This window comes from Pseudarthrobacter sp. GA104 (assembly GCF_009741265.1).
GTDB lineage: Bacteria > Actinomycetota > Actinomycetes > Actinomycetales > Micrococcaceae > Arthrobacter.
Genome location: NZ_WOWL01000001.1, coordinates 2,235,989 through 2,259,854, shown reverse-complemented (window position 1 = coordinate 2,259,854; position 23,866 = coordinate 2,235,989). Strand labels below are relative to the sequence as shown.

General features: G+C 65.5%; 18 protein-coding genes. All 18 read right to left on the bottom strand.

Annotation, left to right across the window (positions count from 1 at the left end; translation table 11 throughout):
- Nucleotides 1-6: 6 nt before the first annotated feature.
- The 18 genes from GK109_RS10245 to GK109_RS10150 all read right to left on the bottom strand — a co-directional run bounded on the left by GK109_RS10245 (nucleotide 7) and on the right by GK109_RS10150 (nucleotide 23,837).
- Nucleotides 7-1,083, bottom strand: coding sequence for a hypothetical protein (locus GK109_RS10245; RefSeq protein ID WP_370460523.1), 1,077 nt, complete (start codon nucleotides 1,081-1,083; stop codon nucleotides 7-9).
- The gene (locus GK109_RS10240) at nucleotides 1,080-1,295 is read right to left on the bottom strand and encodes a hypothetical protein (RefSeq protein ID WP_157240199.1); all 216 of its coding nucleotides are present in this window, start codon (nucleotides 1,293-1,295) and stop codon (nucleotides 1,080-1,082) included. Before GK109_RS10240 ends, GK109_RS10245 begins: the two co-directional genes overlap by 4 nt.
- Nucleotides 1,292-1,603: a hypothetical protein gene (locus tag GK109_RS10235; protein ID WP_231754842.1), complete on the bottom strand. Its 312-nt coding sequence runs from the start codon at nucleotides 1,601-1,603 to the stop codon at nucleotides 1,292-1,294. Before GK109_RS10235 ends, GK109_RS10240 begins: the two co-directional genes overlap by 4 nt.
- Before the next feature lie 47 nt (nucleotides 1,604-1,650).
- A complete protein-coding gene (locus tag GK109_RS10230; protein ID WP_157240196.1) occupies nucleotides 1,651-3,429 on the bottom strand; it encodes a glycosyltransferase in 1,779 nt (592 codons plus the stop codon).
- On the bottom strand, nucleotides 3,426-4,709 hold the full coding sequence (locus GK109_RS10225; protein WP_157240194.1) for an MATE family efflux transporter: 1,284 nt from the start codon (nucleotides 4,707-4,709) through the stop codon (nucleotides 3,426-3,428). The genes GK109_RS10230 and GK109_RS10225 overlap by 4 nt, the downstream gene beginning before the upstream one ends.
- Complete coding sequence (locus GK109_RS10220) at nucleotides 4,706-5,518, bottom strand: glycosyltransferase family 2 protein (RefSeq protein WP_370460522.1); 813 nt, start codon at nucleotides 5,516-5,518, stop codon at nucleotides 4,706-4,708. The genes GK109_RS10225 and GK109_RS10220 overlap by 4 nt, the downstream gene beginning before the upstream one ends.
- Before the next feature lie 13 nt (nucleotides 5,519-5,531).
- Nucleotides 5,532-6,632, bottom strand: coding sequence for a hypothetical protein (locus GK109_RS10215; protein WP_157240191.1), 1,101 nt, complete (start codon nucleotides 6,630-6,632; stop codon nucleotides 5,532-5,534).
- A gap of 76 nt (nucleotides 6,633-6,708) precedes the next feature.
- On the bottom strand, nucleotides 6,709-11,316 hold the full coding sequence (locus GK109_RS22085) for an Ig-like domain-containing protein (RefSeq protein ID WP_231754841.1): 4,608 nt from the start codon (nucleotides 11,314-11,316) through the stop codon (nucleotides 6,709-6,711).
- 512 nt (nucleotides 11,317-11,828) lie between these two features.
- Complete coding sequence (locus GK109_RS22080; RefSeq protein WP_231754840.1) at nucleotides 11,829-12,371, bottom strand: glycosyltransferase family 2 protein; 543 nt, start codon at nucleotides 12,369-12,371, stop codon at nucleotides 11,829-11,831.
- 1 nt (nucleotide 12,372) lies between these two features.
- A complete protein-coding gene (locus GK109_RS10190) occupies nucleotides 12,373-13,233 on the bottom strand; it encodes a glycosyltransferase family 2 protein (protein WP_370460521.1) in 861 nt (286 codons plus the stop codon).
- A gap of 291 nt (nucleotides 13,234-13,524) precedes the next feature.
- A complete protein-coding gene (locus tag GK109_RS10185) occupies nucleotides 13,525-14,835 on the bottom strand; it encodes a M18 family aminopeptidase (protein ID WP_157240187.1) in 1,311 nt (436 codons plus the stop codon).
- Nucleotides 14,836-14,845: 10 nt separating this feature from the next.
- The gene (locus GK109_RS10180) at nucleotides 14,846-16,264 is read right to left on the bottom strand and encodes an amino acid permease (protein ID WP_157240186.1); all 1,419 of its coding nucleotides are present in this window, start codon (nucleotides 16,262-16,264) and stop codon (nucleotides 14,846-14,848) included.
- 271 nt (nucleotides 16,265-16,535) lie between these two features.
- A complete protein-coding gene (locus GK109_RS10175; protein ID WP_157240184.1) occupies nucleotides 16,536-17,429 on the bottom strand; it encodes an ABC transporter permease in 894 nt (297 codons plus the stop codon).
- Nucleotides 17,429-18,352 carry an ABC transporter ATP-binding protein gene (locus GK109_RS10170; protein ID WP_157240182.1) on the bottom strand — a complete coding sequence of 308 codons (924 nt, stop codon included), beginning with the start codon at nucleotides 18,350-18,352 and terminating at the stop codon, nucleotides 17,429-17,431. The genes GK109_RS10175 and GK109_RS10170 overlap by 1 nt, the downstream gene beginning before the upstream one ends.
- Nucleotides 18,353-18,507: 155 nt before the next feature.
- Entirely contained in the window at nucleotides 18,508-20,004 is a 1,497-nt protein-coding gene (locus GK109_RS10165; RefSeq protein WP_157240181.1) for a bifunctional phosphatase PAP2/diacylglycerol kinase family protein, read from the bottom strand.
- Nucleotides 20,005-20,060: 56 nt separating this feature from the next.
- The gene (locus GK109_RS10160; protein WP_157240179.1) at nucleotides 20,061-21,254 is read right to left on the bottom strand and encodes an MFS transporter; all 1,194 of its coding nucleotides are present in this window, start codon (nucleotides 21,252-21,254) and stop codon (nucleotides 20,061-20,063) included.
- Nucleotides 21,251-22,021 carry a DeoR/GlpR family DNA-binding transcription regulator gene (locus tag GK109_RS10155; protein WP_157240177.1) on the bottom strand — a complete coding sequence of 257 codons (771 nt, stop codon included), beginning with the start codon at nucleotides 22,019-22,021 and terminating at the stop codon, nucleotides 21,251-21,253. Before GK109_RS10155 ends, GK109_RS10160 begins: the two co-directional genes overlap by 4 nt.
- Nucleotides 22,022-22,154: 133 nt before the next feature.
- The gene (locus GK109_RS10150; protein WP_323058132.1) at nucleotides 22,155-23,837 is read right to left on the bottom strand and encodes an ATP-binding cassette domain-containing protein; all 1,683 of its coding nucleotides are present in this window, start codon (nucleotides 23,835-23,837) and stop codon (nucleotides 22,155-22,157) included.
- Between the last annotated feature and the right edge of the window lie 29 nt (nucleotides 23,838-23,866).

Here is a 23,866-nt window from a genome sequence, read left to right as displayed (position 1 = left end):
GCCCGGTCAGTACTCTGACACCGGTACGGCTGAACCGCCGTCCGGACGCCAATACCGCAAGCCGCCGTTCGTGGAGCCGTCGCGGGCGACGTCTATCACGGCGTAGGGGAATGCCCGACGATCCCGCCGGTCAGGTCCGCGACCGCGGACGTCCGAACACCACGTGCCTGTGTTGACGTACCGGGTTGTGCACGCCTCCAGCTCCGATTCGAGGGCACGGTGGGTGTGGCCCGATACGTACCAGGCCACCCCGGAACCATGCTCTTCGAGGGTGCGCGCGACCCGACCCGCTGCTGCAGGAGGCTCCTCGCCTGCGGTCCTGCGCCCGGCTGCCGCGAGCACCATGCGAGTAGCGGCGCGCGGGAGCGCCGACACCGTCCGGAACCGGGACAGGCGTGCCAGGTCCCGAACGGCCGCCTCGTCGAGCGCAAGGCGGAATGACTCGGACTGCAACATTTCGTCGTACGCGGGCTCCCGGATGCGACGTTCCGCCAGTTCGGACGCCAGGCAGGACCGGGCAACGGCCCCGGCCCGGCTCAGGCGCGAGTTCGACGGGTGGGCGTTCCAGGCGGCGAGCGGTGGCAGGTTCAACTCGTCGGTCCCGTTGACCGCCGAGCGGAGCACCTCAGGAATCCGGTGCAGCGCGTGGTGCTGGTGCCCGTGCTCGGCCACGAGCACGTGGGGCACGTGCAAGAACCACGGGTGCACCCGGACCCGTGTGGGCTCGCCGGGTGACAGCAGCGCTGACAGGCGGGCGGCGACCGACGGCCGGGCCAGCTCGACGTCGTGGTTGCCGCATACGAAGTGCAGCTGCACGCCGCGGGCCGCACACGCTTCCAGCGCCCGGAACGTGTCAAGGTGCCGGGCGAGGATCGACTCGAGCCGGGCAAGGCTCTCGTCTTCGGCCAGGCCGACCAGCTCGAACGTGTCACCCACGAATGCGACGTGCCGCTGCGTACCGGCTACCGCAAGGACCTCGCGGCGCAGGAACCCTGGAAGCACTGCGCTTGGGCGGCGGGGGTCGTCATCCGATACGCCCAGGTGGAGGTCGCTGAGGAGCCACCACCGCGCCGCACCGTTCACGTGAGCAGTCCCACGACGCGCGGAAGGAAGAGGACGAGATACATCGCCCACATGACGCCGACCACCCTACGGCTCATCGTCAGGCCGAGGAGCCTCGTGGGCCGTTCGGCGTCCGGTCCCGCGCGTCGGATCTCAAGCGCGACAAGGGTAACGAGCAGGGCGATGGTGATGAGCAGGGCGGCAATCGCGAGCAGTCCCGCCAGATCGATCATGACACAACCTCCTGTCGTGCGCGTGCCATGCACGCGCCAATGGTGATGACGCCCATCGTGACGACACACGCCTGCCACGACCACACAGCGAGGTAGAACATCGCGGTGGACACCGCGGTTAGCGTGGCGAGGCCGAGAGCCAGAACAAGCAGCCCGCGAAGGGCAGGGTCGGTAACCGACGTGAGTCGGACCAGTGCCTGCCCTGGCAGCAGGATAAGGACGGCTGTCGCGGCGACCACCTGCAGCGGCGTCGGCAGCCCTACGAGCGTCACCAGTGACAAGGCGAGGGCCGCGAGACCGAGGACCAAGGTCGGCCGGCTGATGGGGCGGCTGATAGGGCGGCTGATGGGGCGGCTCATGGCGTCACCCGGTAGGCGCGGGCGTCTGCATTGCTGAACACTAGTTCCACTCCATCCTGCGCGCTTAGCCACGCCTCCAGCTCGGCGAAGCCGCCGGCGCTGCTGGCGCCCCGAAGCACAAGACTCGCTTCCGACGAGCGGGTGAGCAACAAGACGGCACCGGCAGGGTTTTTCCGGGCATTGTCGTAAACGACTGGGCCGCACGCCGCCGTAGACAAGTCGGACCGGCACATGTAGTCCATGGTCCGATACGGGTGCTCGAGGTAGGCCTCGCTGCGCCACGGCGTCGGGGGGGAAGCCGAGATGATCGTTGAGCCGGGCGGCGCGAGGCGCTGTACGGCGGCGACGGCAGCGATCTCGTTGTCGGTGAAGACGTCAAACTGGGCGTTCCCGAACCGGCCTGTCACTGTCAGCAGGCCCAACAGGCAGAACGTCAGCGCGAGGCCCCCCGCGGCACGGAGTGAGGGCTGTGTCCTGCCTTCAGTGGGAAGCAGGATCGAGCATGCCTGCAAAGCGATGAAGGGCAGGGCGAAAAGCGAGACGCGGATGAGCATTTCCCCGCCGTACAGCTGCACGGGGAAGAGCAGCAGGGGGGTGACGGCAAGGAGGACTACCCGGATGTCGAACCGCCCCCTGCGCCAGTCGCGCACCGCGCCCGCCGCGGCAAGCGCCCACAGCAGGAGGGTGAGAACGACCCTGGCCTGCACCACGAGCACGTGCCCGGCGGTCCCGCTCACGCGGTCGACGACGTTGGCATTGATTGCGGCCAGCACACCTCCTTCCGCCAGGGGCGGGTTCCCGGCGAGGTATGCACTGGCGGGGTAGGCGAGCCAGAGTGCCAGCAGGACCGCGGTGATCAGGGGCAGCCGGCCGGGCCAGACATGTCCGCTCAGGGTGAGAGCGGTGAGGGAAATGAGCAACAGGAAAGGCGTCAGTTGATGGCTCGCGCAGATGACCGCGATGAGCACGAGAGCCACCGCGAGGGCGCTCACCCGGTACCCTGGCCGGGGCTCAGCCGGGGACCGCCCTTGCCACCACGCCGCCACGTCGACGTCTCGGAAGCCGCGGAACTTGGGGGGCCGCGCGGCCAGCGGGCCGACGACAAGTGCGATCACGACGAGGTACAGGAAGAAGCCGAAGGCTTGGGGAGACAGGTAGTCCTGGTCCTGCCAGTTGCCGAGGCAGAAGAGCCAGAGCACGAGCCAGCGCCGTCGCGGATCCTGCGTAAGGTAGCGCATCAGCACGCCCAGGGCAGCGAGCCACAGACCCACGTTGAGCACCGGCGCCCACAGGGCAAGGGCTACCGGGTCGAGGCCGGTTGCCTTCAGTACTGTCGCCAGGAGGGCGAAGAAACCCGGCCAGTTAAAGTAGGCGTCAATGTCGGGGTCGATCCCCTGGCTGCGCGAGAGGGCGTCGGCAATGCCGAGATGACGGAACGCGACCTCACCACGCGGTACGTCCGTGACGAAGGCTGCCGTCCCGAAGAGCACGAGCACCAACACCAGCACCAGCCACATCAAGACCGCCCGGCCTGCCGGACCTGAGGCATCCCCTCGCAGGGCCACAACGAAGGCGACGTTCAGAATCAGGACCCCTGCCCAGAACGGGTAGGGGAGCACGGCAACGAGCCCCAGGTCGCTGTTCACGGGAACGGCGACCGTGGAAGCGGCCCACACGGCAAGCGCCAGCGACACGACCCCCGCCAGTGCGCACCACGCGTCACGGGCCTTCCAGCGTCCTCGGATGCGGCTGGGCGCATCAATCGTGGTTGTCATCGTGACTCCTTCGTGACACGCCGGAGAACGGCGATTAACCGGAGGCCGGCAGCAACAGCTCCAATGGAGAGCACCACCAGCCACGCAAGGGCCATGGCGCCGGGGCCCGCTTCGGCCTCCAACAGCGCTGACGCGCAGAGGGCCACCCCGAGCGTCACGCCGACCACGATCGGCTCTGTGTAACGGCCGAGAGCCCGGCACACGGCGTTGTAGGCCTGCAGCACCGCGTACGGCACCAGTCCGGCCGCCAACCACCGCAGAGCGTCAGCGGATGCGTCAGCGTACCGCTCCCCCAGCAGACTGAGCAGCGGGTGAGCGAGGAGGACGAGGACGACTGCCGCCAGACCTCCTATGGCGAGCGACCAACGGAGACTCGCCCAGGTTGTAGCCACCAGGCGGTGAGGGTCGCGGACACCTTCGGAAAACTGGACGATGCCCATCAGCATCGGAGCGGAGTAGGCAGCCCAGGCCATCATCCATGCGGGATACCAGTAGGCAGCGATCTCAGGCGCCACCGTGTGGGCCAGCAGGAGCGGCAGCACCAGCCCGGGGGCGCGCTCGGTGAGGGTGAGGAGCTGGTACGGAATACCCACCGCCAGCAGTGGACGGCCGCGCGTCGAACGCAAGGATGGTCGCGGCCGATAGCCAATCAGTTTTCGCAGCTGGATCACACCGACGACGCACGCCACTGTATTCCCGAGGGTCCAGCAGGCCATTACCACGTCGGCGGAGGCGCCATGCGCCTGCCAGGCCACGAGCGCTGCAGCGCCGAGGGAAACCCCGCCGCCCAACGCATACCTCAGGGTCGCGCTGGCCCCGCGTCCCAGCGCCACCAGCGCTTGGTCCAGCACAATCACCAGGGTGCCGGTGACGGCAGCCGCAAGGAACGTTAACCAGAAGAGAACCGATGCCGACGCCGTGTCCGGCGCCACAGCCGACTGCAGCACGAGATAGCCGAGGGCCAGCACGGTGCCGGCTGCCCCCACGATGGCGAACGCCGCGTCCAGCACCCGCGCGGGCGGCTCCCCTCGTCCCACCGCAACGATGACAGCGGACCCGGCACCCAGAACCGCGAGCTGCGTGCAGATCATCACTGCCGCGACCGCGGCCATGGCGAGCCCGACCTCACGGTCTGACGTCGCGCGTGCGGCCACGACCCAGAAGGCAAAACCCCAGCCAATCTGGGCGGCCTTGCCCACAATGAGGCCGATCGAACTGCGCAGGGCGGAGTGCCGGACAGTTGAGGGGTCCGTGACCGCGGTCCCTAGTTCAGCGGTCATGACGCCAGACCTTTCGCCAGGCCCGCATAGTTGTACCAGCAGAAAGCGATGTAGTAGCGCAGCCACCTGGGCTGGCCCGAGGCGAGGCTCAAGACGCTGCCCCGGATAGCCGCGGCGGCAGGAAGCAACGCCAACCTCGCACCGCGCCAGCCGTGCTTGCGGATCATCCGTCCCAGTCCCGTTCCGTCCATCAGGAACTGGTCCAGGGCGAAGTCAAAGTCGTCGGCGGCAAAACGATGTTCGACGACTACCCGCTGTGACACCGCCGTCCGCAGCCCTGACTGCCGCATCCGCCAACGGAGCTCGATGTCCTCGCCCGACTTGAACGAGTCGTCGAAACCCACACCCAGCATCAGGTCTCGGTCGACCATCGTCGCTACGAGCCCGAACCAGTTGCGGCTGCGGCCGGTGCGATGGTGATGTGCCAGCGCCTGCCCCCAGTAGCCCGGTCCAGCGACACTTTCCAAACCGGCCTGGAGCGCGTCGTAATCGCCCTCGACCAGCTCAGCGAGCAGGTCGGCGACTCCGTGTGGCCCGAACACGACGTCAGAGTCGACGAGCAGGACCCAAGGGGTCCTGCTGCTCTGCACACCGAGCGTTCGCGCCCACGGCAAGCCGCGGCCTTCATCACTGAGGACCCGGGCACCTGCCGCGAGTGCGAGGTCGACCGTACGATCGGTGGAGCATCCGTCCACCACGATGATCTCCGCTACGCCGGACTGACGAAGGGCCTCCAGGCAGCGTGGGAGCATGTGCTCCGCGTTGCGGGCCGGAACGACCGCGGTGACCTCGGAAGGGCTGTGACCCACTGTGCCCACCCCCTCAGATCTGCTCGTCCAGGACCGACGGCAGCAGCTCCTCGAGATACCGGACGATATCGTCAGACGCTTCGTCTGCCGTGTACGCGGAGGGCACCTGCAGCAGGTGGCAGGGCCGTCCGTCGAGCGCTTTGTTCAGGACTACGCCTTTTGCGGCGAAGTGCTCGCGCCAGGGGACGACGGATGTAGCGGCCAGGCCTGTCACGACATGCTGCGAGAAGCTTGCCATCTCGATGTGGAAGTTGCCGATCATGCGGTCGACCATCCACTCGGTTGTCCGCTCCACAATCCGGGACCTGGAGCCCTCATAGCGCTCGATGTAGATGGCCGCCGCAAGCGGAGCCGTCGTCGTCACTTCCCGGCCGGGAAACGCAGTCCCGGCATCAACCATGCGGTGCTCCGGCGACCAACGCCGGGAGAAGTCCGCGAGGCGCGGGTAACGGATGACGTACGGATGCACCACCGTGGTGAGGCGGCCGACACTCTTCGAGAGCTGAGGCGGGACGAGCGGCTTCCGGACCCCTTCAAACAGGTGCGGGTAGATTTTCCGGTGGTGCGGCTTAATGAACATCGGCTTCGCGTAGCCGAGCAGCGTGGCGTCCTCGGCGAGAAAGGCCCAGTCATCGCCCATGAACGACCAACCCTCGCGCCGCATCAGCTTGGCCGCGGTGCTCGTCTTTCCGGTCCCTCCGGCGGCCGGAAGCGCGATCGCGTGACCCCGGTACGCCATGGTTGCGGCGTGGATCATGCCAGCTCCGCGGCCGACCATTGCGGCATCGAGAACAGGGACCACGGAGGTCAACAGCTCGCCCGGTCCGTGAATGCGCCACTGCTCCCCGTCCCTCACGATCTGGAGTCGTTCGGCCTGGAAACGCACACTGTTTTCCGTGTACGCGAGCTCATGCTCAAGTAGGCCAGCATCCGGCATCGGCTCCGGCCGGTCATCGACCACAATGTTGGCCGGCAGTTCGGTGTCTGTGGCGAAACACGCCAACATGCTCTTGAGCTGCGGCGCTGCCGGTGATTCTGCGTCGACGCGGATCGCGACGCGGCCGTGAATGTCGAAGTGCAAGGCCTTGGTCTTGGACTTGGTCTGCCTGTACATGGTGTCCCCTGTCTAGTGGTGTCCGATCGTGATGTTGCTGATGTGGACGGCGCCGGGCATGTCGGCCGGCGTCCGCCTAATTCGTCAGCGTGAGGATGAGCTTGGGTGCGTTCGTGCTGCCGGCCTCCTTGGAGTTCAGGTCCAGTCCGTCACTGCTGCTGGTGTCCATGCCCAGTGAGAGTTGTTGGCCCAGCTCACCGGTCAGGCCGCTGACGGTCAACGGAACGTTATACGTGGTGTTGGTCGTCGTCGGCCCGAGTGTGCCGATGCTGGTACCGAGCGCCGGACGGCTGCCGTAAGTGATCCCACCCTCGGTCCAGCTGTCATCAGCGACCAGCTTGACGTTCTGCGTACCCGAGGACCCGCTCCCGGCACTACGCAACTGCAGGGTCGCGCTGACCAGGGTCCTGCCCGCATAGGCTGACAGGTCGAATTTCAGGTACGAGACCTCCACCGGACTGTTGTCCACACTCAGCAGGGTGCTCGTGCCATAGTTCGTCCCGGTCGCCCCGCCCGTCACATAGCTGTCAGCTATGGCCGTGAGCGTAACCGTTTCCGACGTTCCCCCGCCAGCGGCAGCCGTAGTAAACGTCCACGTCTTGTCCTGCGCCAACGCGTTACCGGCAACATCCTTCACGCCGTTGGAGCCGCCCTTGATCGTCGCCGTGTACGTCGTGCCCGCGGACAGATCCGCACCAGGGTTCAACGTCGCAACCCTATCCGCGCTGCTGTAGGTCACAACGGCCGGCACCGTCGCCGCCCCCGGCGACGTACCCGTCTGCAACGTGAACGTGCTCGACGTGACCGTCGAGGCATCCATCGCCTCCGAGAACGTCCCCGTCACATCCGCCGACACCGCCACACCAGTGGCACCAGCAACCGGCGACGTACCCGTCACCGCCGGAGCCGTCGTATCACCAGGGCCGCCAGTGCCGCCGCTCACCGTGAGGATGAGCTTGGGTGCGTTCGTGCTGCCGGCCTCCTTGGAGTTCAGGTCCAGTCCGTCACTGCTGCTGGTGTCCATGCCCAGTGAGAGTTGTTGGCCCAGCTCACCGGTCAGGCCGCTGACGGTCAACGGAACGTTATACGTGGTGTTGGTCGTCGTCGGCCCGAGTGTGCCGATGCTGGTACCGAGCGCCGGACGGCTGCCGTAAGTGATCCCACCCTCGGTCCAGCTGTCATCAGCGACCAGCTTGACGTTCTGCGTACCCGAGGACCCGCTCCCGGCACTACGCAACTGCAGGGTCGCGCTGACCAGGGTCCTGCCCGCATAGGCTGACAGGTCGAATTTCAGGTACGAGACCTCCACCGGACTGTTGTCCACACTCAGCAGGGTGCTCGTGCCATAGTTCGTCCCGGTCGCCCCGCCCGTCACATAGCTGTCAGCTATGGCCGTGAGCGTAACCGTTTCCGACGTTCCCCCGCCAGCGGCAGCCGTAGTAAACGTCCACGTCTTGTCCTGCGCCAACGCGTTACCGGCAACATCCTTCACGCCACCGGAGCCGCCCTTGATCGTCGCCGTGTACGTCGTACCCGCGGCCAGATCCGCACCAGGGTTCAACGTCGCAACCCTATCCGCGCTGCTGTAAGACACAGTCGCCGGCACCGTCGTCGTCCCCGTCTGCAACGTGAACGTGCTCGACGTGACCGTCGAGGCATCCATCGCCTCCGAGAACGTCCCCGTCGCGTTCGCCGTCACCGCCACACCGGTCGCACCAGCGGCCGGAGACGTACCCGTCACCGTCGGAGCCGTCGTATCGCCGCCGCCCGCGGCAGCCGTGGTGAAGGACCAGGTCTTGTCCTGCGCCAACGCGTTACCGGCAACATCCTTCACGCCGTTGGAGCCGCCCTTGATGACCGCCGTGTACGTCGTACCCGCCTTCAGGTCAGCGTTCGGGTTCAACGTCGCAACGTTGCCCGTATACGACACAACCGCGGACACAGGCGTCGCATTTGGCGGAACCGGCGCCGTCCCCTCGTACAACTCGAACGTGCTCGACGTGACCGTCGAGGCATCCATCGCCTCCGAGAACGTCCCCGTCGCGTTCGCCGTCACCGCCACACCGGTCGCACCAGCGGCCGGAGACGTACTCGTCACCGTCGGAGCCGTCGTATCACCAGGGCCGCCAGTGCCGCCGCTCACCGTGAGGATGAGCTTGGGTGCGTTCGTGCTGCCGGCCTCCTTGGAGTTCAGGTCCAGGCCGTCACTGCTGCTGGTGTCCATGCCCAGTGAGAGTTGTTGGCCCAGCTCACCGGTCAGGCCGCTGACGGTCAACGGAACGTTATACGTGGTGTTGGTCGTCGTCGGGCCGAGTGTGCCGATGCTGGTGCCGAGCGCCGGACGGCTGCCGTAAGTGATCCCGCCCTCGGTCCAGCTGTCATCAGCGACCAGCTTGACGTTCTGCGTACCCGTGGACCCGCTCCCGGCACTACGCAACTGCAGGGTCGCGCTGACCAGGGTCCTGCCCGCATAGGCTGACAGGTCGAATTTCAGGTACGTGACCTCCACCGGACTGTTGTCCACACCCAGCAGGGTGCTCGTGCCATAGTTCGTCCCGGTCGCCCCGCTCGTCACATAGCTGTCAGCTATGGCCGTGAGCGTAACCGTTTCCGACGTGCCCCCGCCCGCGGCAGCCGTGGTGAACGTCCAGGTCTTGTCCTGCGCCAACGCGTTACCGGCAACATCCTTCACGCCACCGGAGCCGCCCTTGATCGTCGCCGTGTACGTCGTACCCGCGGCCAGATCCGCGCCAGGGTTCAACGTCGCAACCCTATCCGTGCTGCTGTAAGACACAGTCGCCGGCACCGTCGTCGTCCCCGTCTGCAACGTGAACGTGCTCGACGTGACCGTCGAGGCATCCATCGCCTCCGAGAACGTCCCCGTCGCGTTCGCCGTCACCGCCACACCGGTCGCACCAGCGGCCGGAGACGTACCCGTCACCGTCGGAGCCGTCGTATCGCCGCCGCCCGCGGCAGCCGTGGTGAAGGACCAGGTCTTGTCCTGCGCCAACGCGTTACCGGCAACATCCTTCACGCCACCGGAGCCGCCCTTGATGACCGCCGTGTACGTCGTACCCGCCTTCAGGTCAGCGTTCGGGTTCAACGTCGCAACGTTGCCCGTATACGACACAACCGCGGACACAGGCGTCGCATTTGGCGGAACCGGCGCCGTCCCCTCGTACAACTCGAACGTGCTCGACGTGACCGTCGAGGAATCCATCGCCTCCGAGAACGTACCCGTCGCGTTCGCCGTCACCGCCACACCGGTCGCACCATCAGCCGGAGACGTACCCGTCACGGTCGGAGCCGTCGTATCAGCGCCACTGCTGGGATCGTAGAAGTGCCAGTACCGGCTTGTTGCGTTGACGTCGGCGAGCACCAGCAGACCGCTTTTCGCCGTGCCCCGCGCCGCACTGTTGAGGTTCTGTTTCGTTGACGTCACGTTGTGGACATACTGGTCGGCGTCCACGATGCGGGCTGTCTTCGCTGCTGTGAAGTCGATCTTGTTTAGCGGCGTTGACTTCTCGTAGATCGCGCCCCCGGAGGTGGTGCAGACGCCCGCGTTCGTCGTGCCGTTCGGCTTCGGATACGTGGCGAAGGTGCGCAGCATCTGCGTGCTCTCGTCAATCAGGACGATCACCCGGTTCGGGCACTCTGACACCGGCGCGATCGTGTGGTGCGACCACGTCGTACCGCTCAATTCCAGGAGCTGGATCAACGGCTGGGGCGCCGACGTGAACGACGTCTTGACGGCGGCGAAAACCCGGTCACCCGAGGAGTCCAGCCACTTCAAGTTCATATGGTCATCAGCGCTGCGCTGCCCCGAAACCGCCGCCACAGGAGTGCTCCATCCGGTGTTCGGGGCTCCGCTTGCACTGTCAGCACGGTAGCTCCAGTACATGCCGTCTGTGGCGTCACCGACCTGCCGGCTCCACATCAGCCCCATCTTGCCGGGTCCGAATGCGATCAGAGCCGATGTGTCGTCCACAGACACATTGCTTAGAGACGCAGGATGCTGGAACGGCGTTCCCCAGGTCTTGCCATCCGTGCCAGTGGCGTTCAGATAGATCTTGTTCCCCTGCTGCCACGTGGCCCACACCCGACCAGTCGAGTCCTTATCGATGGTCAGGACCTCAACTTTGTAGTTGTTGATCTGTGTGGAACTCAGCAGCGAGTAAGTCTTCGTACTTGAGTTGTAGCTGTAACGCCGCATCAAAGTCGGGAAGTTGGCCTCAGCAGGCAGACCGTCGTTGACGAACATGTGGCTCGCCACATACAACGTCGTCCCGTCCCACAACACGTCATGATGGGTGTTCGCCCGCGTCTCCGTCGCCACGCCCGTATTGACCCACGAGCCCGTCGCGGCATTGAGCCTGAAGATATGGAAATCCGAGCTGGCGGTGTCCCACAGGTTTCCCCACCAGAGCCCGTCGTTGAACCACAACGCACTCTCCGCCCGCTTCGTGCCCGTCGGCGTGCCCGTCCCCGAATGTGACGGACCCTCTACCCCGACATCACCCGCAGCAGCCGACGCCGCAACCGGGGCCACCAGGGCACCCACCGCAACCAGCAGTGCTGTCAGCAGTGCAAAGAGCCGCAGATTCCGCGAAGCGGGTGGACCGAAGCCAGCTACATCGGAGGAATCGTGCACGACCGCGCCTCCGCGCGCAAAACAGTGGTTCATTTCTTCATCCCTCCGACTCATTCGCGCTGTGAAATTCTGACGGTTCCGCTTTCACGCTTTCACTCACTGGACGTCCCTCCAGGCTGCCTCTATGCCAGCCGTGCTTCCCACGCGGGGCGTAACGTGGGCCAAGCGCCGGCCGCGCAGGTAGCCTGCGGCTGTGAAGGCCAGAACCGAAAGCACGGCACCGGCCCGTCCGAGTCCTCCCGGATCCCCGTTTCTGCCCCAGTCATAAAGCCCGGAAACAACGGCGCGTGGCAGGACCCTACGCACATACCGCCTTTCGGGTCCGAGCGCCCTTTTGTGGCCGACCACCTGGCTCACCTGGGCCTTTGACAGGCCTTCAGACCATGACCGGGACAGCATGTAGCGGAACGTGCCCCTGTTGGCCGGGACATGGTGGCGCACCACTGCGGCCGGTTCGTACACAATTCGGGAACCAGGCGAGCCCATCTTTGAGCGAATGCAGATCTCTGTTTCCTCGCATCCCAGGGGAATGGCACCCTGGCGGCCTAAGGCAAGGTTAAAACCCCCACCTGGCGGAGTACCTCAAGCCGGAATGACATGTTTGCGCCAATAACGTTCCTGACCTCGCAGGCAACCCGTGGCATCCCCAGGTGGCTGCATCCAACGATCCAGTCCAGCTCCTCGCCGAAATAGCCGGGGCGGCCGGTTTCCCAAATAGGCTCCACCCGGCCACCGACGGCAAGGACGTCAGGATCGTCGTACATGGCCAGCAAAAGCTCAAGCCAGTTCGGTGCCGCTTCGGCGTCATCATCCAGGAAGGCGACGATGTCCGTATCAGCCAGGCCTACGCCGGTGTTGCGTGCCCCGGACAGACCCTGCGGCCCCGTGTTCTGGACGACCGTGACGTCATCAACCACCGAAAGAAGGCGTTCATAAAGATCAATGTTGTGGTCGATTACCAGGAGCACCTCCTGCGGACTGACGGTCTGTGCCCTGACGGATTCGATGACATCCAGCAGGTTCGCCCAGCGGTCCTCGGTGTAAGTGCAGATGACGACAGTAACGGTGGGCCTGCGAAAAGTCGTCATCTCAGGCTGCTTCCCGTAAGGAAAGGAGGCTCTGGGGGTCGGTGGGGGTCCGGGGGAAACTAACGTTTGCATATGCGTATTTGACGCGTCGCAGAGCCTCAGGACGGGCGCCGGCCGTGGGCGCCTCCCACAAGGCACACTCTCGGGCCATTGTCCCCAGCACACGCCAGCCGTCCCGGAACGTCTGCAGGTTCGAAGCCCCCGAGATGCGCTCCAGTTCGATACTCGGCACTTCTGCGATCCGAAGCCCCGCTTTGGCTGCCCTGACGATCAACTCCGTCTCAATCTCAAACCCGTCGGATTCAAGCTGGAGGACTTCCAGGCATTCACGCCTGAAGGCAATGTAGCCGTAGCAGAGATCCGAATAATTGCTGTGCAGCACCGCATTCGCCAAGGCCGTCAGTGCCCGGTTGCCCGTGCGCCGCAGCCAGGTGAGGTCCTCGGACCCGCCTCCGGTTACGTGCCGGGAACCTTTGACAAAGTCATAGTCGTGCTGGAGGGGGGCAACGAACCAGCCGATTTCCTGAGGGTCCATGCTGCCGTCGGCATCGAGCATGACGATGATGTCGCCGGCGGCTGCGGCGAATCCTGACCGGAGGGCTACGCCCTTTCCCTTGCGTTTTTCCTCCACGATCACGACATCCTCGCGGAGGGCCCGAGCAACCCCCACTGTGTTGTCCTGGGATCGGCCGTCCACGATCACTACCTCGTCCACGTACGAGGGCATTCGACGAAGCACCCAAGGCAGGTTCTTCGCCTCATTCAGTGTCGGGATTACTACGCTTACTGACGCTCTCGCTATCGACAACGTTGGCTCGGATAGCGTGTACGGAAGCTGGGTGGAAATGGACAAATGCCTCACCACTTCATGACATCGACGGAAACTGGACAATGCCGCACTCAGCTTGAAGCAAGTGCGCCACTAGCGCTTTATCCGGTCAAGGTCTTGTCTCTGGCCCCAGCAACTCATCAGCCAAGGACTCTGCCCGTGACGAAGAGCCTACTTTTGGTCCACCCGGGTATCACCAGTAGTGAGTACTCGCTTTTGCGTGGCCATCTTTCGGCCGATCAGTAAGTAACGGGGTTAACGAATGGTGAATTCGTTAGGTATAGGGGTTGTCCATCCCGTGAATGTTAATAGGTAGGGGGTTGGCTAAAGAGCCGTCCTGAAGAACAATTCCGTCACCGCGGCCAGCCGCCTGGGGTCCTCCACGCCGCACATCTCGCGCGCGGAGTGCATGGAAAGCAGCGGCACGCCCACGTCGACAGTCCGGATGCCCAGCCGGGTAGCCGTCAACGGCCCGATGGTGGAGCCGCAGGGGATCGCGTTGTTGGATACGAATTCCTGGTACGGCACCCCGGCCTCCGCGCAGAGCCGGGCCCACAAAGCCGCGCCGGGCGCATCCGTGGCGTAGCGCTGGTTGGCATTGATCTTCAGCAGCGGGCCGCCGTTGAGCACGGGGTGGTTGGCGGGGTCATGCCGCTCCGCATAGTTGGGGTGCACGGCGTGGCCGGCATCGGCGGACACACAGGACGACGACGCCAGCGCCTGCCGCCGCTGGCTCACCGTGGCGCCGAGGCCGTCAGAGATCCGCACCAGGACGTCTTCAAGGACGGGTCCGCAGGCACCCGAGCGGGAGTTGGAGCCGATCTCCTCGTGGTCGAACGCCGCCAGGACAGCGATGGGCGCGCCAGCGCCGTCGCCGGCGGGCGCGGAGGCATGCGCGATCAGCGCGGCGAGCCCCGCGTGCGTTGACGAAAGGTTGTCGAGCCGCCCGGAGGCGAAGAACTCACTGTTGCCCCCGAAAAGAGAGGGGGCCTGCGTGTCCGCAATGACGACGTCGTACCCGCCAATCTGCCCCGGATCGAGGGATGCGCCGGCAACCGACGCCGCCAGCACGCCCAGCAGGTCGGAGTCTGAAGGATTTCCCAGCCCCCACACGGGATTCATATGCCGCTGCTTGTCCAGGGTGAGCCCGTCGTTGACTGCCCGGTCCAGGTGGATGGCCAACTGCGGGAACCGGAGCATGGGCCCGGTGGCGGCCAAATGCTCGGTCCCGTCCAGCATCACCAGGCGGCCAGCCAGCTGCAGCTCACGGTCAAGCCACGAGTTCAGCAGCGGCCCGCCGTAGATCTCCACACCGGCCTGGAGCCAGCCGTGGGCGCCGGTGGTGGCCTTGGGCTTGAGCTTGAAGGTGGGCGAATCGGTGTGTGCGCCCAGGATATTGAACCCGGTGGCCGGTCCGGCGTCTTCGGGGACCACCCACGCGATCAGGGCGCCGTCGCGGATGATGAAGAAGGAACCGGGCCCGGCCTCCCACGGCTGCAGCTCATCCAGGCGGGTGAACCCGGCTTCCTCCAGTCGCCGACCGCCCTCATGCGCAGCATGGAAGCTCGACGGCGATGCGCCGACGTAGGCGCCAAGGTCCTGGATGTGGGCTGCAGCAGAGGGAGGCAAAGGCATGGTCCCGATTCTAGCGCCGGGCCTCCTCGGCAGGTGCCGGCTCGGCCTCGGTTGCCACGTCCGGCCGGCCTGCGGTGGCCGGGCCCTTCCGACGGTAGCGCAGCACGCCCACCGCCACCACAACGGCGGCCAGCGCAATCGAAAGCAGCAGGGATTCCCGGGTGGACTCCACGATCACCATGCCGATCAGCAGGGCCACGATGCTGATGATCGCTGCCCACGTGAGGTAGGGGAAAAGCCACATCTTCAGCTGCAGGTCCTTTGCTGCGGCTCCCATGCGCCTGCGGAGGACCAGCTGCGAGGCGGAGATGACCAGCCAGACGAACAGCGCGATGGCTCCGGAGGTGTTAACCAGGAAGAGGAACACCGTGTCCGGGGCAATGTAGTTCAGGCCCACCGTGATGAAGCCGACCACGGTGGAGGCCAGGACCGCGGCAGCGGGAACGCCCCGGCGGGAGATGCGGGTCCATGCCCGCGGTGCGTCACCGCGGGTGGAGAGTGAGAACAGCATGCGGCTGGCGGTGTAGAGCCCGGAGTTCAGGCAGGACAGAACGGAGGTCAGCACCACGACGTCCATGATGGTTCCGGCGCCCGGGATGCCGAACAGTTCGATGACCGCTACGTAGGGGCTCTTGGCCACGGAGGCAGAGTTCCATGGAAGCAGGGTGACCACAACGGCGATGGAGCCGATGTAGAAGACCAGGATGCGCCATACGGTGGACTTCACGGCCTTCTTCACGGCGTCCACGGGGTTTTCGGATTCACCGGCGGCAATGGTGGCGATCTCGGCGCCGAAGAAGGAAAAGACCACCACGAGGATTCCAGCCAGAACAGCACCCGGACCGTTGGGCATGAAGCCGCCGTTGTTGATCAGGTTGCTCAGGCCGGGAGCCGGGACACCGGGGATGAGCCCCAGGATGGCCGCGGCGCCGAAGACCAGGAAGAGGACGATCGCCGCCACCTTGATGGACGCGAACCAGAACTCGAACTCGCCGAAGGACTTCACCGAGCCCAGGTTGGTGAGCGTCAGCAGCACCATGAGGACCAGGGCCCAGACCCACTGGTCAATGCCCGGCACCCAGCGGTGCATGATGGCTGCGCCTGCGGTGGCCTCGATGCCCAGGACGATGATCCAGAACCACGCGTAGAGCCAGCCGATGCTGAACCCTGCCCACCGGCCCAGTGCCTTGTCCGCATAGGTGGAGAATGAGCCCGTTTCCGGGTTTGCCGCGGCCATCTCCCCCAGCATGCGCATTACCAGGATGACCACCAGGCCCGCGGCAGCATACGCGACGAGGATACCGGGGCCGGCCTGCTGGATGGCGGCACCCGAACCGACGAAGAGACCTGCACCAATGACGCCGGCGATGGCGATCATGGACAGGTGCCTGGGTTTCAGGGACTTTGAGAGTTGCTGGTCAGCATGCATGGAAGCGCCGTCCTGTTGGGAAATAGCATGGGTTGAGCGATGCGCCTTGGTGGACCACCGGGGGACCGTGTGATGCACCACATCGTCGTTTCACCCTAGGTCGGCCATTGTGCACCTTGCTTTGTGCACTCCAACAGATCTTATTGCTTCCAACAGGACGTGCCTCCAAGCAGGAACCATCAGGGGCAAACAAAGTTTCCTGCCATGCACTTTTGTAATGTGCCCGAAACCACGCGCTGTCCCTGTCTTCGGGGTGAGCATTGGTTGGCCGCTAAACGTCCCGCCGCTTCAGCAGGACTGCAGCGAGCAGGACGGGGATGACAACCCACGCGCCAAGGACCAGTGCCGCATGCCAGGCTTCCAGGGTGTCGGGAACATGCTGGGCGGCCGTCAGGGGCTCAACGGTGTTGCCAGGCAGGTACTTGCGGGCCTCCTTGAAGAAGTCCCCGGGAATGAGCTGGAAGGCAATGGGTGCCACGAAGAAGATGCCCACCAGGCTCATGATGCCGCCGGCGGAATTCCTGATCAGCGTGCCCAGGGCCGTTCCGATGGCGGCCACGGCGGCCACATAGATGCTGTTGACCAGCAGGAGCTTCACCGACTGGGAACTGCCAAGGTCCAGCGTGAGGGCGTAGTTGTCCAGGATGGGCACAGCCACCAGCCCTGCCACCCAGGTGGATACGGCGGTAACCACGAACGACGTCACCATGACCACCACGAGCTTTGCAGCGAACGCGGGAAGCCGCCTGGGCACGGCCGCGAAGGTGGACCGCGCCATTCCGGTGGTGAATTCCGAGCTCATCAGGAGCACACCGAGGGAACCAAGGATCAGCTGGGCGAAGGCGATGCCGGAAGTTGGCACGCTGACCGCCAGGTCGCCGCCCTGGGATGCCATCCGCGCCGCAGCCTGCGGATCCCTTGTGGCCGCGTCAGCGAACTGGCCCGTCCCCCATGCGGACAGCGCGCCGAACCCGACCATGACCACCGAGGTGGAAGCGAGCAGGATCAGCGTGGAAAGGAGGCTGCGGAATTTGATGACTTCCGAGTTGAGCACCCGGAAGAACGTGGGGCCGGGCTGGGACCGTCCGCCGGCGCGGACGTTGCGGCCTCCGGCGGACGATGAGGGGTCAGGCGAAGACGTTGGTTCAGTGGTGGTTACGCTCATTACTTGCTTACCTCCGCGGCGGGCAGGGAGTGGTATTCGACGTCGTCCTTGGTCAGTTCCATGTACGCCTCCTCGAGGCTGGCGACGAGCGGCGTGAGTTCGTAGACCATGACCTGGTTTTCCAGGGCGGCGGCCGCGATGGTCCTGGGCTCGAGGCCCGTTACTTCGAGCAGTTCCCGCTCCGGGACGTCGATGGACGCGCCCCGGCCGGCGAGCAGCTGGGAGAGACGGTCGGGTTCATCGGTGCGCACCCGGACCCGCGCCTGCCCCTTGCCGGTGATGATGTCACGGATGGGTGCGTCGGCAATCACGCGGCCGCGCCCAATGACAATCAGGTGGTCGGCGGTCTGCGCCATCTCACTCATCAGGTGGCTCGAAAGGAACACCGTGCGTCCCTGCCCTGCGAGGTAGCGGACCAGGTTCCGCACCCAGACCACGCCCTCCGGGTCCAGGCCGTTGACGGGTTCGTCCAGGATGAGGGTCTGCGGATCCCCCAGCAAGGCTGCCGCTATGCCCAGCCGCTGGCCCATCCCCAAGGAGAAGCCACCGGCCTTCTTCCGTGCCACGGCGTCCAGTCCCGTCATCTCAATAACCTCGTGTACCCGGGTTTTGGGAATGCTGTGCGTCGCAGCCATGGCCAGCAGGTGGTTGTAGGCGCTGCGGCTGGTGTGGACCGCCTTGGCATCGAGCAGCGCCCCCACTTCACGGAGGGGTGCCTTGTGCTGGACGTAGGGCAGGCCGTTCACGGTGACCGATCCCGACGTCGGCCGGTCAAGCCCCATGATCATTCTCATGGTGGTCGACTTGCCGGCTCCGTTGGGGCCCAGGAAGCCGGTAACGCGGCCTGCCTGGACTGTGAAGCTGACCCTGTCAACGGCGGTTTTGTCGCCGTAGACCTTGGTCAGCCCTGTTGCCTCAATCATGGATGTTCCTTAGGACGGCAGCTGTGCACTGCGGGATGCGCTTCAGAAGACTGGTAGGCACCACGCTACCCACGGCACGGCTGGATTTCGCCCGTCTCAGGGATGATTCAGGGGCAGATCAGGGTAGTCCCGTTGGATGACCGGCCCAGGAATGACTAGGGGTGGGGAGAGTAGTAGGCAAGCGCCTGGGGCCGGACGGTGTACTCCGCGCTGCGCACGCCGGCCAGCGCTTCGCCGTCCACTGCCAGGGCCATGGGTGACCCGCCTGCGTCGATTCGCAACCGTGTGCCTTCCGATAGGTGGGTGATGCGCGAGGTTGCGACGGTACCGGTCAGCACTGCCCACAGCAGCCGCAGCCGGGCGAAGGACTCGTCCGCCGTGATCATGCGGACGTCCAGGACGCCGTCATCCATCACGGGCCGGAGCAGGGGCGCGTGGTCCCGCGGATAGTATCGGCCCCGCCCCACGTAGGCGATCCACACTTTATGCTGCCTCCCGTCGACAGTCAGGGTGGTGGGAGTGCCGGCGGCGAACGTGCGGAACATTGCCACCACGCCGGCCAGCGGTTTTCCAAGGGCGGGCTGCAGCTGCTCTCGGCGCCGGACAAAGTTCGGGTACAGGCCCACGCTGGACGTGTTCAGCATGGTCAGCTGGGCCGTTTCCGGATTGCCGGCGAGGCCTCTTTCAACGGTGACGATCCCGACGTCGGCCATGGCGGCCTCGCCCCTCGACGCCGCGGCGACGGCCTCCTTGAGGCTCCCGGTTCCGGCGTCCCGGGCGAAGTGGTTCAGCGTCCCGCCAGGGAGGACAAGCAGGGGGAGGGATCTTTCGACGGCGGCAGCGGCGGCCGCTCCAACCGTGCCGTCCCCGCCCCACACACCGAGCGCCCGGGTGCCGGGGTACTCCGCTGTTTTCCGGATCTCCTCGACCAGGTTCTCCTCCGGATGGACGGTGTTTATATGCGCTTCAGGGAATACTTCCTGCAGCGCCGCGGCTGTTTCCTCGGTGAAGGATCCGCCCAGGGTATTCACTACTATGCTCAGCCCTTGGCCGCCCGGCAGTTCCGGCGCCTCAGTCCAGGTGCGCCCAACCTGGGGAAAGGGCGGCCGCACCGGCCACCAGTGTCGGGTCACGAGTGCAGCCCCGGCGCCAAGCGCAGAGCCGAAAAGGACATCGGAGGGCCAGTGGGCTCCGGTGTGTATGCGTGAGTACGCCACCCCTGCAGCTACGGGAGCCAGCACTGCGCCAACGGCGGGCCGGACCAGCCCTGCCCCTACGGCAAACGCGACCGCCGACGCCGAGTGTCCGGACGGCATGGACGAGCTCGTGGGCTGGGGGTGGACGAACCGGAACACCGGAAGGTGCTCCGGCAGCGGCCGGGTTCGGGGGAGCAAGGTCTTGAAGATGCCGTTCGTGACGGCGGATGCCACAGCCTGGGCTATGAGTCCATGCAGTGCCGCGCGGCGCGTCCGCCCCGGAAAGGCCGCCATCACCGCCGCGGCGCCTATCCAGAGCTTGCCGTGGTTGGCGGAGGCGGAGAGGCGCCGGAAGAAGTCGTCGTGGTTTCCGCCAGGGAGGTCCGAAATATGCCTTAGCAGGTATCTATCAAGCCGACTGATCCAACGATGGCTTCGGCGCCAGTTGCTCTGCATCCACTCACCCTATCGCGCTGCTGCACGCGGGTCCGCGGCACGCGCTGGAAGTTTTGCTACTCCGCCTTGAGGGGTTTGGCTGCCCCCGCAAGGAGCAGGGCCAGGAGGATCGGCGCAAGGATGGCCAGGAGCGCGAGGTGGATGCCGGTGAGGTCGCCGAGGTATCCCAGCAGGGGAGGTCCTGCCAGGAACGAGATATAGCCAAGGGTTGATACAACGGAGACCCTGGCTGCAGCATGTTTCGGATCATCCGCCGCCGCCGACATCCCCATGGGGAAGGCCAGCGCGGCCCCAACACCCCACAATGCCGCCCCCACGGCCGCAAGCCAAACGTTTCCGGCGAGCACAAAGAGGCACAGCCCCAATGCTGCAGCACCCATGCTGGCCCGCAGCACGGCAGTCCGCCCGTACTTGTCGATGACCCGGCCGCCGAGGAACCGCATGGCCGTCATCGCCAGGACGAAGAGGGAAAACATCAAGGCACCGGTGGACTCGGAGGTGCCCAGCCCGTCCACGGAGGCTTTCGCAATCCAGTCATTGCCCGCGCCCTCCGTCAGCGTGGCTCCCAGGACCACCACGCCGATGAGCAGGGTCCGGCTGTCACGCCATGCTGACGGGCCCTTTGCCGGCTTCGGTTCACCGTCCGGGGTGGACGTTGAGATGTGCGGAAGGAAGTAGCGGGGCGCGGTCAGCGTCACCAGAACCACGATGCCGGCGATGACCAGCAGGTGCAGGGGCAGGCCGATGCCGAGGTTGGAAAGGCCGGCGCCGATCAGGGCGCCCACAAAGGCGCCGCCGCTGAATGCCGCGTGGAACTGGGGCATGATGGTGCGCCGCAGTTTATGCTCGACGTCGGCACCTTCAATGTTCTGGGACACGTCCCACAGGCCGATGGCTATGCCGAAGAAGAACAGCGCGATTGCCGTGCCGGGGAGCGATGCCACGGAGAGCGACAAGGCGATGCCCACCCCCGCGAGGGCGGCCAGGAGCCCGCCAAACCGTACCGTGTTGGCGGTTCCGATCTTGCCCACCACCAGTCCCGCGGTGGGCAGTGCCAGCAGTGATCCCACGGCGGTGCACAGCAGCAGCGTGCCCATCTGCCCGGAGGTGATGGCCAGGATCTCCGTGACGGCAGGGATCCTGGCGGCCCAGCTGGCGAAGACAAGGCCGTTAATGCCAAAGACCACGAAGGTGGCGGCCGCGGCAGCCTTTAGTCCGGAGTCCTCCGAGGTACGGATATTGATGCTCATACAGTCACTACTTCCAGGGAACCTTGGTCGAGTTGTGCGCGCTCGTCGGCGCTGAATTTCTTGTCTGTCACCAGAACGTCCACCCGTTCCAGTCCGGAGACCAGCGCCCTCGCCTGCGCATCCCATTTGGATGCGGAGGCAGCCACCACCACGCGTCCGGCGGATTCCAGGCCAGCGCGTTTCACGGCTGCGTCATCGATGTCGTGGGCCAGGAGACCGTCCTTGAGGTCCACCGCGCAGGGTGTTATGACGGCCGTGTCAAAGCGCAGGGAACGGATATTGGATTCAGCCATGGGGCCGCGGAAGCTCAGCTCGCCCGGGACCAGGCTGCCGCCGGGCAGCAGCAAGGCAGGGCGGGTACCTGCGGCGTCGGCACCGGCGAGGACGTTGAGGGACCGGAGTGACATCGGCATGATGGTCAGTTCCCTCGCGGACAAGGCGCGGGCAACCTCCGTGGCGGTGCTGCCGCTGTCCAGCCAGACATGTTCACGGTCAACCAGCAGGCCTGCCACGGCGGCTGCGATGCGCTTCTTGGAGTCCCGGTCCTCCAGCTCGCGCTGGCCGTAACCTGGATTTTCGCCGCGCACAATGAGGCTGCGCGCTCCGCCGTGGACCCGGCGGAGAACGCCGTTCGCTGCCAGGATCTCAAGGTCACGCCGGATCGTCGCCCCCGACGCGTCGCAGGCAACCGTCAGCTCCTCCACTGTTACCTCGTGGCGCCGCCGGAGCATTTCGGCAATGGTGCGATGCCGATCATCCGTCTTCATGATCAAATGTTAGCAACCGATGATCATTTGATCATCAGACGCTCTCTCACTTAATGCGGGAAATTCCCCATCGCTCTCTCACCGGTGAGAGAGCGATGGCAAAAAAGCCGCAGAAAGTGAGAGAGCGTCGGGGTCAGCGGGCGCGCTCCACGCGTTTCTCGTCCCACACCGGTTCCGGCGACTCGTACACCTTGCCGTCGGACCCGAACACCAGGAACCTGTCGAAGGTCCGGGCAAACCAGCGGTCGTGCGTCACGGCGAGGACGGTGCCTTCGAAGTGGTCGATGGCCCGCTCCAGTGCCTCCGCGGAGTGCAGGTCCAGGTTGTCCGTGGGTTCGTCCAGGAGCAGCAGAGTCGCACCGCTCAACTGCAGCAGGAGGATCTGGAACCGGGCCTGCTGGCCGCCGGAGAGTGACTCGTACTTCTGTTCCGACTGTCCTGCCAGGCCGTAGCCGTCCAGCGCCCCGGCCGCTGCCTCGCGGCCCAGGCCGGAGCGGTGCTCGTCTCCGCGGTGCAGGATTTCCAGCAGCGTCTTGCCCAGGAGGTCCGGCCGGACATGGGTCTGGGCAAAGAACCCGGGGCGGATGCGGGCTCCAAGCTTGACCGTGCCCTCGTGCGGCACTTCGGCGATTTCCACGTCGGAGACGGGCAGGTGCTCGCGCTCCGGATCGGTGCCGCCGGTGGCGAGCAGCCGTAGGAAGTGCGATTTTCCTGAACCGTTGGATCCGAGGACGCCCACCCGGTCACCGAACCACACTTCGGTGGAGAACGGCTTCATCAAGCCTGTCAGTTCCAGTGTCTCGGCAACGATGGCACGCTTGGCGGTTCGTCCGCCCTTGAGCCGCATCTGGACGTTCTGCTCGATCGGCAGTGCCTCGGGCGGGCCGATCTCCAGGAACTTTGCCAGGCGGGTCTGTGCTGCGTGGTACCGGTTGGCCATGTCCGAGCGGAAGGCTGCCTTGTTCTTGTACATGTTGACGAGTTCCTTGAGCTTGATGTGCTCCTCGTCCCAGCGCTTGCGCAGTTCCTCGAAACGGGCATTCCGGTCCGCCCGTGCCTCCACGTACGAGCCGAAGCCGCCGCCGTGGATCCAGGCGCCGGCGCCGTTGATGCCGGGTTCCAGCGTCACGATGCGTCCCGCGGCGTTGTTCAGCAGTTCACGGTCGTGGCTGATGAAGAAGACTGTCTTTTTGGATTCGTTCAGTTTGTCCTCGAGCCAGCGCTTGCCGGGAACGTCCAGGTAGTTGTCCGGTTCGTCGAGCAGCAGCAGGTCGTCGGGGCCGGCAAAGAGGGCTTCAAGCACCAGGCGCTTCTGCTCGCCGCCGGAAAGGCTCGACGCCGGGCGGTGCTGCGCGCGGTCAAAGGGAAGTCCCAGCGCGGCCATGCAGACCTCGTCCCAGACTGTCTCAACGTCATACCCGCCCGCGTCACCCCAATCAACAATGGCCTGGGCGTAGCGCATCTGGCTGGGTTCGTCGTCGTTCTCCACCATGGCGAGCTCCGCATCGTCCACCTCGCGCGCCGCTGCGGCCAGGGCCGGCGGAGCTGCGGACACCAGGAGGTCGCGGACCGTGGAGCCGTCCCGGACCTGGCCCACGAACTGGCGCATGATGCCCATGGATCCGGAGCGGCCGATGACGCCTTCGTCCGGCAGCAAATCCCCGGCAATAATCCGGAAAAGGGTGGTTTTGCCGGTGCCGTTGGGGCCGATCAGGGCAGTCTTGGTGCCGTCCGGAACCTTGAAGGTCACTCCGTTGAGCAGCTGCGTGCCATCGGAGAGGAAGTAATCGATACCGGAAACGTCAATATGGGCCACGTGTTCCATCCTCCCACGGCAGGCCCGGC